This window comes from Lentzea aerocolonigenes, assembly GCF_000974445.1.
Classification (GTDB): domain Bacteria; phylum Actinomycetota; class Actinomycetes; order Mycobacteriales; family Pseudonocardiaceae; genus Lentzea; species Lentzea aerocolonigenes.
In genome coordinates, this window is the sequence record NZ_BBOJ01000022.1 from 126816 (window position 1) to 139155 (window position 12340).

Below are 12340 nucleotides of genomic sequence, written 5' to 3' on the forward strand. Positions count from 1 at the left end.
ATCCCCTTTCCTGACCTATGAGGTAAACGCGGCACGGCCCGTGCGCGGTTCAACTGCACTACCATCGAGCCCGTGACCCGCCCGCACGTTCTGCTGAGCGTCGCCGTTAGCCTCGACGGCCACATCGACGATCGCGGCACCGAGAGGTTTCCGCTTTCCAACGCCGAGGACTTCGATCACGTCGACCGGATGCGCGCGGAGTCGGACGCGATTCTCGCCGGTGCCGAGACGCTGCGCCGTGACAACGCGCGCCTGCTCGTGTACAGCGAAGAGCGGCGCGCGCAGAGAATAGCGGAGGGCAAACCGGAGCTCCCGCTGCGGGTCACCGTCACCCGAAGCGGTGATCTAGATCCTGACCTGCTGTTTTGGCACTGCGGCGGCCCATGCCTGGTCTACACCAAGAGCCCCACGACCACGGTCGACCATCTCGCCGAAACGAAAATCTTCAGCGATTTCCCAGAAATTCTGGACGATCTCGGCGCGCGCGGCGTGAGAAAGCTCATGGTCGAAGGCGGTACGAGCATTCACACGGCGTTCCTCGCCGCCGGACTCGCGGACGAGATCAGGGTCGCGGTCGCGCCGATGCTGATCGGGCAGGCGACCGCCCCGCGTTTCGTGAATCCCGCCGAATTCCCCGGTGGACCGGCACGCCGATTCCACCTGGAGGACGTCGCGAAAGTCGGGGACGTCGCCGTGCTGCGCTACTTCCCGAAAGTCACTTCCTGAACAGCCCGAGGATCTGCTCGCGGCGGTAGACCGCGATCACCAGCGCCCAGATCATGAACACGATCGGCATCGTGGCGGCCTTGAACCCGCCGTTGGTGACGAGGAACAGTTCGGTGAGCGCGGCACCGCCCATGATCCCGGCGAGCGCCAGCGCCGCGAAGCCGCAGACGCGCGGGATCAGCAGGCCGATCGCGGCACCGATCTCCAGCACGCCGGTGAAGTAGCGGAACCACTGGCCGAAGCCGATGTCGTCGAACTTCGCGACGAACTGGTCGGTGAACAACGCGGAGCCGTTCAGGACGAACTGCACGGCGAGAACGATCTGCAGGATCCAGACGACGATGTTGCCGACCTTCGCCGCGGTCGAGGTCTGCTCAGACATGGCGGGATCCTCCCACCGACACCGCCGCGTTGCGCCACAGCCACAGCACGTCGCGACCGAACGACCACACCAGCGAGGCGAGCGCGAGACCGACCAGAACGGCCGCGAACGGCAGCAGGCCCGACGCCGCCACGACGAGGAAGATCCCCTGCACCGCGGCCACGACCTTGCGCGCGTAGCTGGCCGGCAGAGGTGCGTTCATCCAGCGGAAACGCCACGACGCGGCCACGAACACGTACCGCATGAGCCCGATCGCGAGCACCCACGGCCCCATGTGCACGGCCACGTACGCGCTCAGCACCAGGATCAGGAACGCGTCGACCTCCATGTCGAACCGGGCTCCGAGCGCGGTCGACGTGCCGGTGCGGCGGGCGACCTGACCGTCGACCCAGTCGAGCGACAACGCGACCGCGGCCAGCGTCACGACCAGCGCCACCGGCACGTCCTGGCCCGCGCGGTCCGCGACGAGCGCCGTCACCGCGCCGACCATCAGGCCGCGCGCCAGCGTGACGCGGTCGGCCGGGCCCAGTGACCTGGTGCGATGCCGCTGCATGCCGTAGCCGAGGAACGCCCACGTGGCGAACCCGTAGGCCAGACCGGCGGCCCAGCCGAGCGGCCCCAGACCGGCGGTCACCCCGACCACACCCAGCAGGAGCACCTGGGCTGCGGCCCAGACGGCAGGCTCCCGTACGACGACGGACGCCCTGGTGTGCTGAAGTGTGATCATCAGGTGCTCCTGGTGGACTTCGTGCGGCGGAGGTGTTGTGAGTGACACGTACGGCGAGTGCCTTTTGGCTCAATGAATCCGGAAAAGGGGAAGTCCGTCAGGTCGCGCTGGCCGAGCCCGGCCCCGGCGAGGTCGAGGTGCGGACGCTGTTCTCCGGTGTCAGCCGCGGCACGGAGACCCTCGTGCACCGCGGTGGTGTGCCGGAGAACCAGTACGCGGCGATGAGGGCTCCTTTCCAGGAAGGGGACTTCCCGTGGCCGGTGAAGTACGGGTACCTCAACGTGGGCGTCGTTGAACACGGACCCGAACAACTCCGCGGGCGCACGGTGTTCTGCCTCTATCCACACCAGACCCGTTACGTGGTACCGGAAAGCTCGGTCACGCCCGTTCCGGGCGACGTTCCGGCCGCCCGCGCGGTGCTCGCGGGCACCGTCGAGACCGCGGTGAACGCCGTGTGGGACGCGCGTCCGCTGATCGGCGACCGGATCGCGGTGGTCGGCGGCGGCATGGTCGGGTCGAGCATCGCGGCGGTCCTCGCCACGTTCCCCGGAGCGCGCGTGCAGCTCGTGGACGCGGATCCGAGCCGCGAAACCGTCGCCGATCAGCTCGGTGTGGGCTTCGCGTTGCCGGACAACGCTCTCGACGGGTGCGACCTCGTCTTCCACGCCAGCGCGACCGAACCCGGCCTCACCACCGCGCTGAACCTGCTCGCGCCGGAAGGCCGGGTCGTCGAGCTCAGCTGGTACGGCGACAAGAAGATCTCGGTTCCGCTCGGCGAGTTCTTCCACTCGCGGCGCCTCACGATCCGCAGCAGCCAGGTCGGCACGGTCGGCCGCCCCGACCGCAGCTACGCCGAACGCATGGCGCTGGCGCTGGACCTGCTGGCCGGGGACCGGTTCGACGCGCTGATCACCGGTTCCAGCGCGTTCGAGGAGCTGCCGGACGTCATGCCGAAGCTGGCGAGCGGGGAGATTCCGGCGCTGTGCCACCGGATTGACTACGGTCAAGCGCATGTTTCCGAGTGACACCACGGTCGACGTCCGCGACCAGCGCGTGGCCGTGCTCCCGGTCGGCAGCACCGAGCAGCACGGCCCGCACCTGCCGCTCGCCACGGACTCGGTGATCGCGTGGACGATCGCGTCGGAGATCGCCGCGCGGCACCCGGTCCGGCTGCTCCCGCCGATCCAGTTCTCGTGCTCGCAGGAGCACGCCGACTGGCCCGGCACCGTCAGCATCTCCGCGCGCACGCTGGTCTCAGTGATCACGGACATCGCGGACTCTTTGCGGCGCAACGGTGTCACCGGCCTGGTGCTGGTGAACGGGCACGGTGGCAACTACGTGCTGTCGAACGTCGTGCAGGAGAACGAGAACATGGCGCTGTTCCCGGGACGGGACGACTGGGCGTTCGCGCGGGAGAAGGCCGGCATCGAGACCTCCGCGTACAGCGACATGCACGCGGGTGAGCTGGAGACGTCGATCCTGCTGCACGCTCACCCCGATCTGATCCGTCCCGGCTACGAAACCGCTGACCACCTGGCGGAGGACCGGCGGCACATGCTCACCCTCGGTCTGGCGCCGTACACGTCCTCCGGCGTCATCGGGAGGCCTTCTCTCGCGTCAGCGCGCAAGGGCGAGCTCCTGCTCGCGGGGCTGGCCGAGTCCTTCGGCCACTACCTCGGCCTTTTCGACCTTGGTACGGCGTGAGAGGAACAGCACGACCGCGCCGGGCAGAGCGGCGATCAACGCCAGCACGCCGTAGACGATGCCCGTGGTGAAACCGTGCTGGGCGCCCAGTCCGGCGGCGCCGAAGGCCACCGCGAGGAACGCCTCGCGCGGGCCGAACCCGCCGATGTTGACCGGGATGGCCATGATCAGCAGCGCCAGCACGACGACCGGCGCGAGCTGGGTGATCGTGGCGGTCGACCCGGCGGCGCGGGCGGCGACCACGAACATCGCCACGTACCCGGCGACCGTGGCGGCCGACAGTGCGATGACCGCGGGCCAGGTCTTGAACGACAACAGCCTGATGCCGTCCGCGAGAGTATTGACCAGGACGCGGCGCACGGGCTTGATGTGCCAGCCGGCGACCGCCGCAACGGCCAGACCAGCGAGAACGAGCCCCACCGTGGTGCCGCTCAGGTCGAGGTCGAAGCCGGGCGCGGGGTGCAGCAGCAGCACCCCGAGGCCGATCCCGATGAGCACGACCTGGCCGGCGAAGCGCTCGAAGAACACGGCGCGCACGCCCCGTCCGACGTCGCCCGACTCACGTCCGTGGTTGACCGCGCGGTGCACGTCACCGAGCACGCCCGCGGGCAACACGGCGTTGACGAGCAACGCGCGGTAGTAGTCGCTGACCGCGGTCCGCATGGTCAGCGACAGGCCGAGGCGGCGCGCGACGAGCACCCAGCGGCCGGCGCTGAGCAGTGTCGTCACGAACCCGATCGCAAGTGCGGCGGCGACGGAGAACGCGTCGATCGCGCGCAGTCCGTCCACGAACGCCCCGGTGCCCAGGCGCAGGCCCACCGCCACCAGGATCGCGACCGCCAGCACCAGGCGAAGCCACGGCCAGAACTTCTTCATCACACAGCTCCCTGGATCATGACTTGGCGGGTATCGCTAGCAGGTCGACGTGGTGGACCACCGCGGAAGCCTCTGACCTGCGGCGCAGGTACTCGGGCGCTTCTGCGGCCAGTGCGGGTTCCTGCTCGACAGCCGCGCCGACCCAGCCCTTCAGCCATTCGCGCTGCAGTGCGTCGGAGTTCAGGCGCCACGGGCTCGAAGCCGTTCGAACCGAAGCGCCCGCTGCCACGAATGCCTCTTCAGCAGCGGCCGGAGCGTCCGGTCCGAGAAGCTCGCGCCCGTCCACGACGCGGCGCTGGTGAGCGTTGAACGCGTCCTGGAAGGCGGCGTCGAGCGGCTCGGCCGGTTCGAACTCGATCCGGCCTGCCACCGAGAGCGTGAACAGTGCGGGCACATGTGCTTCTACGCATGCAACCGCCAGAGCGTTCATCTCGTTGACAGTGAGCAAGTCGAGCAGCGCGGAGCAGGTGACCAGGTCAGAGCCCGCGAGGTCGGCGGCGGTGAGCTCGGTGAGGTCACCCTCACGAGTCTCGGCGGTGACGTTCTCGAGGGCGCTCACACCGGCCTCCGCCAGCGCGAGCAGCCGAGGGTCGCGGTCGTGCAGCACCCAGTGCTGTACGCCGCCGAGCCTCCCGGCGAGCCATCGTCCCATCGATCCCGTGCCACAACCCAGATCACGGATCGTCAGCGGGTTTCGGTTCACCAGAGTTTCGCGGACCACGTCGACGAGCTCGGTCGAGCGTGCCTGAGCGTCCGCGTTCTCCCGCAGTGCCAGCCATTCCGGCGCGAAGGTCATGGCCGCAGACTAGCCAGCACCCTCCGCAGGTCCTCTGTGGATCGATCCCAAGTGGACAGAAAGGCCCTTCTGGCGAGGGCTCTGGCCCGCAGCTCCGAGCGGAACTCCTGATCTTGGAACCACCGCGTCAGCGCAGCTTCCAATGCGTGTTCGTCGCCGGGAGGGAGGAGCAGCCCACCGTCGGCCAAAGCGTCGGGAACGGCGCTCGCGATGACCGGCAGGCCGTGGGCGAGCGCCTCGGTGACGACCATGCCGTAGGTCTCGTTGCGGGACGCCAGCACGAACAGGTCCGCGTCAGCATATGCCCTGGTCAGAGCGTCACCGACGAGCGGCCCGCGGAAGCTGACACGATCGTCTTCCGGCAGCTGCCGGGCGAACGGCCGGACCGGTCCCACGCAGTCGAGCCGCCACTCGTAGTCGATCTTCTGCAAGGCCCTGATCAGCAGGTCGTGGCCTTTGCGGGGTGTGATCGAGGCAACGCAGAGGAGTTGGCTGACGCCGTCCGTGCCGGGGGCTTCCGGCGCCGGATCCGTGCCGGGGACCACCACGTGGACGCTGTCGAGCCCGTGCCTGGTCCTGATGTTGTGCGCGGCCGTCGGACTGGTCGCGATGACGGCGCTCGCGGCCCTCAGGACCTGGCGTTCTCGCTCGTCCAGGGCCGCGGCCGTCGCGGGGTCGAGCCCGGTCTCGTCGGCGAGCGGCAGGTGCACGAGCACGGCGAGCCGGAGGCGTCCGGCGTGCGGGACGACCACCTCCGGCACACCGCAGGCGACCAGGCCGTCCAGCAGGACGATCTCGCCGTCGGGGATCCGCGCAAGCGTTTGCTCCAACGACGAGGTGTCGCGCGGACGCGGCCAGTCACCGGCGACGGGCAGACGGTTCATGCCCGCGCTCACGCGCAGGTCGTAGACGTTGCCGCCGCTGGGACCGGCCGGATCGTCGACGTCAGCCGGCAGTACGAAGTGCACGTTCGTAGCTCGCCCACGCCACATGGGACTCGTGGAGTGTGACGGCGATCGCATCGATGCCGTGAGCACCCTCACCGAGAGCACCCTCGGAGATCTTGCCGGCGAGCTGGTCGGCGATGTGCTTCGCGAGGAACTCCGTGGACGTGTTGATGCCCTTGAACTGCGGTTCCTCGTCCAGGTTGCGGTAGTTGAACGCGGCCAGGACCTTGTTCAGCTCCTGGGTCGCGAGTCCGATGTCGACAACGATGTTGTCCGAATCGAGCTCGGCACGTTTGAACGTTGCGTCCACCAGGAACGTTGCTCCATGGAGACGTTGTGCCGGACCGAAGACCTCGCCGCGGAAACTGTGGGCGATCATCACGTGATCGCGGACGGTGATGCTGAACAGGATGACCTCCGCTGTGCGGTCGGGTTACGGTGCGACCTCGCATCCGAGCGTAGCTGCACGCTCGGGAGGCGCCTGGTGACGAGGGGACCCGAGATGTTCGAACAGGCCTTCAACGACGAGGACGTGGCGGAGTCCGACCTGGTGACCCGCCGTGGCACCTTCCGTGCGGTCGCGTTCCGCGCGGACGGCCACGAGCACATGGCCCTCGTCTACGGCAAGACGAAGCTGCGCGAGAACGTGCTGGTGCGCATCCACTCCGAGTGCATGACCGGCGACATCTTCGGTGCGATGCGCTGCGAGTGCGGCGAGCAGCTCGACGCCGCGCTGAACACGATCGTCCGCGAGGGCAACGGGATCCTCATCTACCTGCGCGGCCACGAGGGCCGCGGAATCGGTTTGGTGGCAAAGGTCCGCACGCACGTGCTGCAGGACGCCGGTCTGGACACCCTGGACTCCGCGACCTCGCTCGGCCTGCCCGTGGACATCCGCGACTACTCCCCCGCGGCCCGCGTTCTCAAGCACCTGCGCGTGCAGTCCGTGCGGTTGATGTCCAACAACCCGGACAAGATCGCGGCGTTGGAGGACAACGGGATCACAGTCGCGTCGCGCGTGCCGTTGCTGATGGCGCCCAACTCGCACAACATCGCGTACCTGACCGCGAAGCGCGACCGGCTCGGCCACGACCTGCCGCAGGTCGACTCGTTCACCCTTCCGCACGCCCGCTGACCGTTGATTTCCCAGCATGTGGCGCTCAAACTGTTCCGATGCTGGCGCTGCGAGCAGGGCGTGCCTTCGACGGTGAGCACTCGCTCGCCGGTCCCGTCACGGTCATCACCGAGAACGGCACGATCAAGGCCGTCGAGCAGGGCCATCCCGACGTTCCCGGTGCCGAGGTCGTGGATCTCGGCACCGCGACCGTCCTGCCCGGACTGATCGACACCCACGTCCACCTGTGCGCGGACAGCGAGAACGGCGCCCTGGACCGGGTGCCCGGTTTCAGCGCCGAACAGCTCGACGCGGTGATCGCGGACAGCCTCGCCCGCCAGCTCCGGGCGGGCGTGACGACGGTCAGGGACCTCGGCGACCACCAGTGGGCGGTGATCGAGCAGCGGGGCAGGCACGTCCAGCGGATCCTCGGCTCCGGACCGCCCATCACCAGCTCCCGAGGTCACTGCTGGTCGATGGGCGGCGAGGTCTGCGGCGACGAGGAGCTGCGCCAAGCCGTGCGCGTGCGGGCCGAGCGCGGGGTCGACGTCGTCAAGATCATGGCGAGCGGCGGGTTCGCCACCCCCGGCTCCGCGGTCGGCGAGTGCCAGTTCACCGAACACGAGCTCCGCGTGGTGGTCGAGGAGGCCCACGCGCACGGCCTGCCGGTGACCGCCCACGCCCACAGCCTGGCCGCAGCGCTTCGGGCCGTGGCCGCGGGAGTGGACGGTCTCGAACACCTCTCGTGCCTCACCGACCGGGGCATGCAGGTCCCGGACGATCTCGTGGACGCGTTGGTGGAAGCCGACATCGCGGTCTGTCACACGCTGGGCATCACCCAGGAACCACCGCCCTTCATGATCGAGGCGTGGGACAAGATCGGCATGAGCTACGCCGGCAAGGTGAGCATGGCCGGGATGATGTACGACCGCGGCGTGCGGACGGTAGCGGGAACCGACGGTGGTATCGCGTCGGGCAAACCACACGGTGCCATCGCGTTTTCGGTCGTCGACCTGGTGAAGGGCGGCGTGCCGAACGCCGGCGCCCTGGCGAGCGCCACCAGTCAGGCAGCGAAGGCGTGCGGTGTCCCCAAGGGGATGTTGAAGCCCGGCTGGGACGCGGACATCATTGCGGTGCAAGGAGATCCGATGCGGGACATCTCCGCGCTGCACCACGTGACCACCGTGGTGATCGGCGGTCAGATCGTGACGACGACCTTGCCGAGCGACCGTCCCGAGTAGACGTGGTCGATCGCGTTCAGCGCTTCCGACAACGGGAACTCGCGTTCCACCGGCGGTTTCACCTCGCCTGCTTCGATCAGCACGCGCAGTTCGTCGAAGACGTCGGCGCATTCCGCCGACATCAGCGGGACGAGCTTCTGCGACACGAACGGGTTCAGCGCGACCGCGCGCAACGCCCGTTCGAACCCGCCCGTGAGCGATCCCCCGGTCTCGCCACCGACCAGCACCAGCGTTCCGCGCGGGGTCAACGCCTTGCGCAGCCTGGACAACGACCGGTTGCCGCCGCAGTCGAGGATCAGGTCGTAGGTGCCGGTGAAGTCCGCCGCTGTGTAGTCGACGACCTCGTCGGCACCCAACGACCGCACCAGGTTCATCTTCCGCGTGCTGCACACACCGGTCACGTGTGCCTGACGGGCCTTCGCGATCTGCACCCCGTACGACCCGACACCACCACCAGCGCCGAGCACCAGAACCCGTTGGCCTGCCTGCACTTCACGCAGTCCCTGGAGCGCGGTTCCGCCCGAGATCGGCACGGCGGCCGCTTCCGCGAACGAGATCCCCGCCGGCTTGCGCGCCAGCCGTGAGACGGGCGCGACGGAGTACTCGGCGAACGACCCCTGGCAGGTGCCGAAAACCTCGTCGCCGGCAGCGAACTCGGTCACGCCGGGACCGATCTCGGTGACGACACCGGAGACGTCCCTGCCGGGTACCGGCACCTTCGGGCCGCGGAAGCCGAACCCGATGACCCGCACCAGGTAGGGCTTTCCGGTGAGGAGGTGCCAGGTGCCCATGTCGACGCCCGCCGCCCGCACCTCCAGCAGAACCTCACCTGGCCCAGGCACAGGCACGTCCACGTCACCGAGCACCGCCGTTCCGTATCTTCGTTGCACGACAGCCTTCACTCGTCTTCCTCCTCCGGGTACTGGAAAACCTCTTCTAGTGACACCTGGAAGGCGCGGGCGATCTTGAACGCGACCTCCAGCGAGGGCGAGTACTTCCCCTGCTCGATGGCGATCAGCGTCTGCCGCGTCACGCCGATGGCCTTCGCCAGATCCGCCTGCTTCATCTCGCCGTGCGCGAACCGCAGGGCGCGGATGGAGTTCGTGACCTTCGTCGGCTTCACTGCATTCCCTTGCGGTAGGCCGCGATCTTCGCCAACGAACCGAGCACGGCGGACAGCACGAAGGACAGGTAGAGCACGTTCGCGATCCAGAAGTGGGCCGCCTCCGCCGCCGCGAGCGCCATCGCCGACACACCACCGATCACGATGAACGACTGTCCGATGTGGTCACCGAACCGGCCGATCTCGCGATCCCGTTCGTCGACCTGCAGGCCGTCGTTGCGCGCGGCGATGCCGAACCAGATCCCCGACACGATGCCGGCGACGATCCCGCCCCCGATCGTCCACAGCAACGCCCCCACGTACGGCGCGTCCACGAGCGGGCCGTCCGCCCCGTTCAGGACAACCAGCACGTAAACGGCATATCCGACCAGGGCGATGATCGCCAAGGCCCACGCCCGCTTCTCCTCGAACGCCACGGTCCCGCTCCCGATGTCAAAGAAACCTGACACGACCAAGGTAAAACTTCACAGACACCGTGTCAAACATCTTTTACATGATCACGCGCGTCCGTATGGCGGTCGACTACGTCCGATCGGAGGCGTTAGCGTGCGGCACATGCTCCGTCCGATCCTTGTTGCGTGCGCGCTCGCCCTGACGGCGTGCGGTGACGCCGTGACGGCGGAACCACCCGCCTCCACCAGCTCGCAGTCCACGTCCCCGCCGGCGTCGCACACCCCGGCCGCGGCCGTCGCGACGCCCGAGGTGTGCGCGATGCCCGACAGCGGCTTCGAGTGCGACTTCCAGAAGCGCATCAAGGCAGCTCAGGCCTACGCCGAAACCCGGCCCGGCACGGTCGGCATCGTGCTGCGCGACCGCAAGTCCGGGGTGATGTGGCGCAACGACCACGCGGACGACATGACGTGGACCGCGTCGACGATCAAGCTCGCGATGGTCGTGAACCTGCTGGAACGCCACCGCGCCGGCAAGATCAAGCTCAGCAACGACGACCGTCGCCTGATGACCGCGATGCTGCACAGCTCCGACGACGACGCGGCCGACACGCTGTGGAAGCGCTACGGCGGCGCGACGTTCAACGCGGCGTTCGGCAAGTACGGCATGACCAGCCTGGTTGCCCAAAGGGGATATTCGTCTTCTTTCCCCTACTGGGGCTTCGAGAAGTGCACGACGAACGACCTCGACCGGCTCATCAACTACGTGCTCGACACCGTGCCCGCGGAGGACCGCGAGTACATCGTCGGCCAGATGCGCCAGGTCGGCCCCGAGCAGCAGTGGGGTGTCTGGGGACCTGACTCCGGCACGAAGAACGGCTGGTCGGAGGAGGACGGCGGCTGGGTGATGAACTCGGTCGGGTTCGTGGGGAAGGACGCGCGGTACACCGTCGCGATCATGAACAACCTCAAGGGCGAGGGCGGGTACGACGAGGGCCGCGCCACGGACACGGAGATCACCCGCATCCTGTTCCGCTGACCATCCTTTCAGGACACCGGCTCGAAGTGGAACGAGCGGATGAAGCAGTCACGTGGCTGGTTCACGGCGAACACCACGCAATCGGCCACGGACTGCGCGGTCAGCACGCCGTCGCGCGGCGCGTTGTCGTCGTTGTCGAAGTCCGGTGGGTACAACGAGATCATGCGGATGCCCTCAGGCCGCAGCCGTTGCGACATGATCTCGGCGTAGCGGCCCTGTCCTGCTTTGGCCGCGTGGAAGGCCGCGTGCGCGACGTGCGCGGGATCGCTGCGGGACTCGGCTTCGAGCGACACGATCGTCACGACGTCGGGACGTTCGGAACGACGCAGCAGCGGCAGGAAGTTTTCGGTCATCAGCACCGTTCCGGCCGTACCGGACAAGATGGTCCGCACGATCGCGTCGTCGTCCGCCTGGGACTGTGCGAGGAACCCGGCGCCGTTGTTGACGAGCACGTCCACGTGCCCGAGCAGCTCCCCCACCTCGTCGGCGCAGTGCCGCACCGATGCCGGGTCAGTCAGGTCGCACCGCAGCGCGTGGGCGCCGGGCAGCTCGTCACGGGTGCGTTGTGCGGCAGCGAGATCACGAGCCGTGACCACCACCGTCGCACCCTGCGCGGCGAACCGGCGCGCGATCGTGCGTCCGAAACCCCTGCCACCACCGCTGACGACCACGTTCATGCGCGAGATGGTGCAACCTCCATCCCGCTGGAGGTCAAGTTGCTAGCGTGGTGCCGACCTGCTCGGAACTGGGGAAGGGGTCGCCGTGCCGGACCGGAGGGCACAACTCGAGGAGAAGATCCGCGCGTTCCAGGAGCAGGCCGCCAGAGCCGGCCAGCTCAAGGACAAGCTCTCGGAGCTGCGCGGGCAGGCTCGCAGCGGTGACGGCTCCGTCACCGTGACCGTCGCGCCGTCGGGCGCGGTACTGGGCCTGCAACTCAGCCCGACCGCGATGAGGTACAGCCACACGCAGCTGCAACAGGAGATCCTCGCCACCATCAGGGCGGCGACGCAGCAGGCGGCACAGGCGTTGCAGGACACCGTGACGCCGGTGCTGGGCGACCAGGCCGAGCTCTTCAAGGAGGCGTTCAACGCGCACTCCGGCGTGATGCTGCCGGACGCACCGCAGCAGCAGATGCCGCCCCAACAGCAGATGCCGCCCCAGCACATGCCGCCGCAGCCGCCTCCACCGATGTCGCGTCCACCACAGGGGAACCGTCCGAGGCCCGCGCCGGTCTCAGATGACGACGACTTCGGCGGCAACTCGATCCTGAGGTGAT

Annotated in this window: 17 protein-coding genes; 7 read left to right on the plus strand and 10 right to left on the minus strand. The window is 68.3% G+C overall.

All coding sequences use genetic code 11. The annotated features are described in order from the left end of the window. The first annotated feature begins 72 nt into the window (after positions 1-72). Positions 73-726, plus strand: a complete 654-nt coding sequence (locus tag AOM45_RS36905) for a RibD family protein (protein WP_030469677.1) — start codon at positions 73-75, stop codon at positions 724-726. Here AOM45_RS36905 and AOM45_RS36910 read toward each other — a convergent pair. Beyond that, a complete protein-coding gene (locus AOM45_RS36910) occupies positions 716-1108 on the minus strand; it encodes a DoxX family protein (protein ID WP_030469678.1) in 393 nt (130 codons plus the stop codon). The genes AOM45_RS36905 and AOM45_RS36910 overlap by 11 nt on opposite strands. Beyond that, entirely contained in the window at positions 1101-1835 is a 735-nt protein-coding gene (locus AOM45_RS36915; RefSeq protein WP_201780140.1) for a CDP-alcohol phosphatidyltransferase family protein, read from the minus strand. The genes AOM45_RS36910 and AOM45_RS36915 overlap by 8 nt, the downstream gene beginning before the upstream one ends. Positions 1836-1876: 41 nt before the next feature. Between AOM45_RS36915 and AOM45_RS36920 the strand changes: the two genes are divergently transcribed. Together AOM45_RS36920 and AOM45_RS36925 are read left to right on the plus strand one after the other, a co-directional pair. Next, entirely contained in the window at positions 1877-2860 is a 984-nt protein-coding gene (locus tag AOM45_RS36920) for a zinc-dependent alcohol dehydrogenase (protein WP_030469680.1), read from the plus strand. Continuing rightward, a complete protein-coding gene (locus tag AOM45_RS36925; RefSeq protein WP_030469681.1) occupies positions 2847-3539 on the plus strand; it encodes a creatininase family protein in 693 nt (230 codons plus the stop codon). Before AOM45_RS36920 ends, AOM45_RS36925 begins: the two co-directional genes overlap by 14 nt. On the opposite strand, the gene AOM45_RS36930 is transcribed toward AOM45_RS36925, so the two are convergent. From AOM45_RS36930 to AOM45_RS36945, 4 genes are read right to left on the minus strand one after another with little or no spacing between them, the layout of a single operon-like run. After that, entirely contained in the window at positions 3453-4415 is a 963-nt protein-coding gene (locus tag AOM45_RS36930; protein WP_030469682.1) for a lysylphosphatidylglycerol synthase transmembrane domain-containing protein, read from the minus strand. The genes AOM45_RS36925 and AOM45_RS36930 overlap by 87 nt on opposite strands. Positions 4416-4431: 16 nt before the next feature. After that, entirely contained in the window at positions 4432-5211 is a 780-nt protein-coding gene (locus AOM45_RS36935) for a class I SAM-dependent methyltransferase (RefSeq protein ID WP_030469683.1), read from the minus strand. Then, entirely contained in the window at positions 5208-6179 is a 972-nt protein-coding gene (locus AOM45_RS36940) for a glycosyltransferase family 4 protein (RefSeq protein ID WP_308202628.1), read from the minus strand. Before AOM45_RS36940 ends, AOM45_RS36935 begins: the two co-directional genes overlap by 4 nt. After that, positions 6157-6567 carry a 6-pyruvoyl trahydropterin synthase family protein gene (locus AOM45_RS36945; RefSeq protein ID WP_030469685.1) on the minus strand — a complete coding sequence of 137 codons (411 nt, stop codon included), beginning with the start codon at positions 6565-6567 and terminating at the stop codon, positions 6157-6159. Before AOM45_RS36945 ends, AOM45_RS36940 begins: the two co-directional genes overlap by 23 nt. Positions 6568-6642: 75 nt before the next feature. Between AOM45_RS36945 and ribA the strand changes: the two genes are divergently transcribed. Together ribA and AOM45_RS36955 are read left to right on the plus strand one after the other, a co-directional pair. Further along, positions 6643-7293, plus strand: coding sequence for a GTP cyclohydrolase II (gene ribA / locus AOM45_RS36950; RefSeq protein WP_236703960.1), 651 nt, complete (start codon positions 6643-6645; stop codon positions 7291-7293). A 38-nt stretch (positions 7294-7331) separates the two neighbouring features. Then, on the plus strand, positions 7332-8513 hold the full coding sequence (locus AOM45_RS36955) for an amidohydrolase family protein (protein ID WP_030469687.1): 1182 nt from the start codon (positions 7332-7334) through the stop codon (positions 8511-8513). On the opposite strand, the gene AOM45_RS36960 is transcribed toward AOM45_RS36955, so the two are convergent. Genes AOM45_RS36960 through AOM45_RS36970 form a run of 3 tightly spaced genes read right to left on the minus strand, consistent with a single transcriptional unit; the run spans position 8471 to position 10052 of the window. Continuing rightward, positions 8471-9415, minus strand: coding sequence for an NAD(P)-dependent alcohol dehydrogenase (locus tag AOM45_RS36960; RefSeq protein ID WP_030469688.1), 945 nt, complete (start codon positions 9413-9415; stop codon positions 8471-8473). The two genes, AOM45_RS36955 and AOM45_RS36960, sit on opposite strands and share 43 nt — an antisense overlap. Further along, complete coding sequence (locus AOM45_RS36965; RefSeq protein WP_030469689.1) at positions 9412-9636, minus strand: helix-turn-helix transcriptional regulator; 225 nt, start codon at positions 9634-9636, stop codon at positions 9412-9414. Before AOM45_RS36965 ends, AOM45_RS36960 begins: the two co-directional genes overlap by 4 nt. After that, positions 9633-10052 carry a hypothetical protein gene (locus AOM45_RS36970; RefSeq protein ID WP_030469690.1) on the minus strand — a complete coding sequence of 140 codons (420 nt, stop codon included), beginning with the start codon at positions 10050-10052 and terminating at the stop codon, positions 9633-9635. The genes AOM45_RS36965 and AOM45_RS36970 overlap by 4 nt, the downstream gene beginning before the upstream one ends. Positions 10053-10191: 139 nt before the next feature. Here AOM45_RS36970 and AOM45_RS36975 point away from each other — a divergent pair, with 139 nt between their 5' ends. Continuing rightward, positions 10192-11064 (plus strand): serine hydrolase, encoded by an 873-nt coding sequence (locus AOM45_RS36975; protein ID WP_201780141.1) that lies wholly within the window; start codon positions 10192-10194, stop codon positions 11062-11064. A gap of 8 nt (positions 11065-11072) precedes the next feature. Here AOM45_RS36975 and AOM45_RS36980 read toward each other — a convergent pair whose 3' ends face one another. After that, entirely contained in the window at positions 11073-11741 is a 669-nt protein-coding gene (locus AOM45_RS36980; RefSeq protein WP_030469692.1) for an SDR family oxidoreductase, read from the minus strand. Positions 11742-11826: 85 nt separating this feature from the next. Here AOM45_RS36980 and AOM45_RS36985 point away from each other — a divergent pair, with 85 nt between their 5' ends. Next, on the plus strand, positions 11827-12339 hold the full coding sequence (locus AOM45_RS36985; protein ID WP_030469693.1) for a YbaB/EbfC family nucleoid-associated protein: 513 nt from the start codon (positions 11827-11829) through the stop codon (positions 12337-12339). The last annotated feature ends 1 nt before the right edge of the window (position 12340 follow it).

Bases quoted from the DNA above. Each gene is read 5' to 3' on its own strand.
- AOM45_RS36910 (WP_030469678.1), bottom strand. From the start codon at position 1,108: ATGTCTGAGCAGACCTCGACCGCGGCGAAGGTCGGCAACATCGTCGTC.
- AOM45_RS36915 (WP_201780140.1), bottom strand. From the start codon at position 1,835: ATGATCACACTTCAGCACACCAGGGCGTCCGTCGTCGTACGGGAGCCT.
- AOM45_RS36925 (WP_030469681.1), top strand. From the start codon at position 2,847: ATGTTTCCGAGTGACACCACGGTCGACGTCCGCGACCAGCGCGTGGCC.
- AOM45_RS36930 (WP_030469682.1), bottom strand. From the start codon at position 4,415: ATGAAGAAGTTCTGGCCGTGGCTTCGCCTGGTGCTGGCGGTCGCGATC.
- AOM45_RS36935 (WP_030469683.1), bottom strand. From the start codon at position 5,211: ATGACCTTCGCGCCGGAATGGCTGGCACTGCGGGAGAACGCGGACGCT.
- AOM45_RS36955 (WP_030469687.1), top strand. From the start codon at position 7,332: ATGCTGGCGCTGCGAGCAGGGCGTGCCTTCGACGGTGAGCACTCGCTC.
- AOM45_RS36975 (WP_201780141.1), top strand. From the start codon at position 10,192: ATGCTCCGTCCGATCCTTGTTGCGTGCGCGCTCGCCCTGACGGCGTGC.
- AOM45_RS36980 (WP_030469692.1), bottom strand. From the start codon at position 11,741: ATGAACGTGGTCGTCAGCGGTGGTGGCAGGGGTTTCGGACGCACGATC.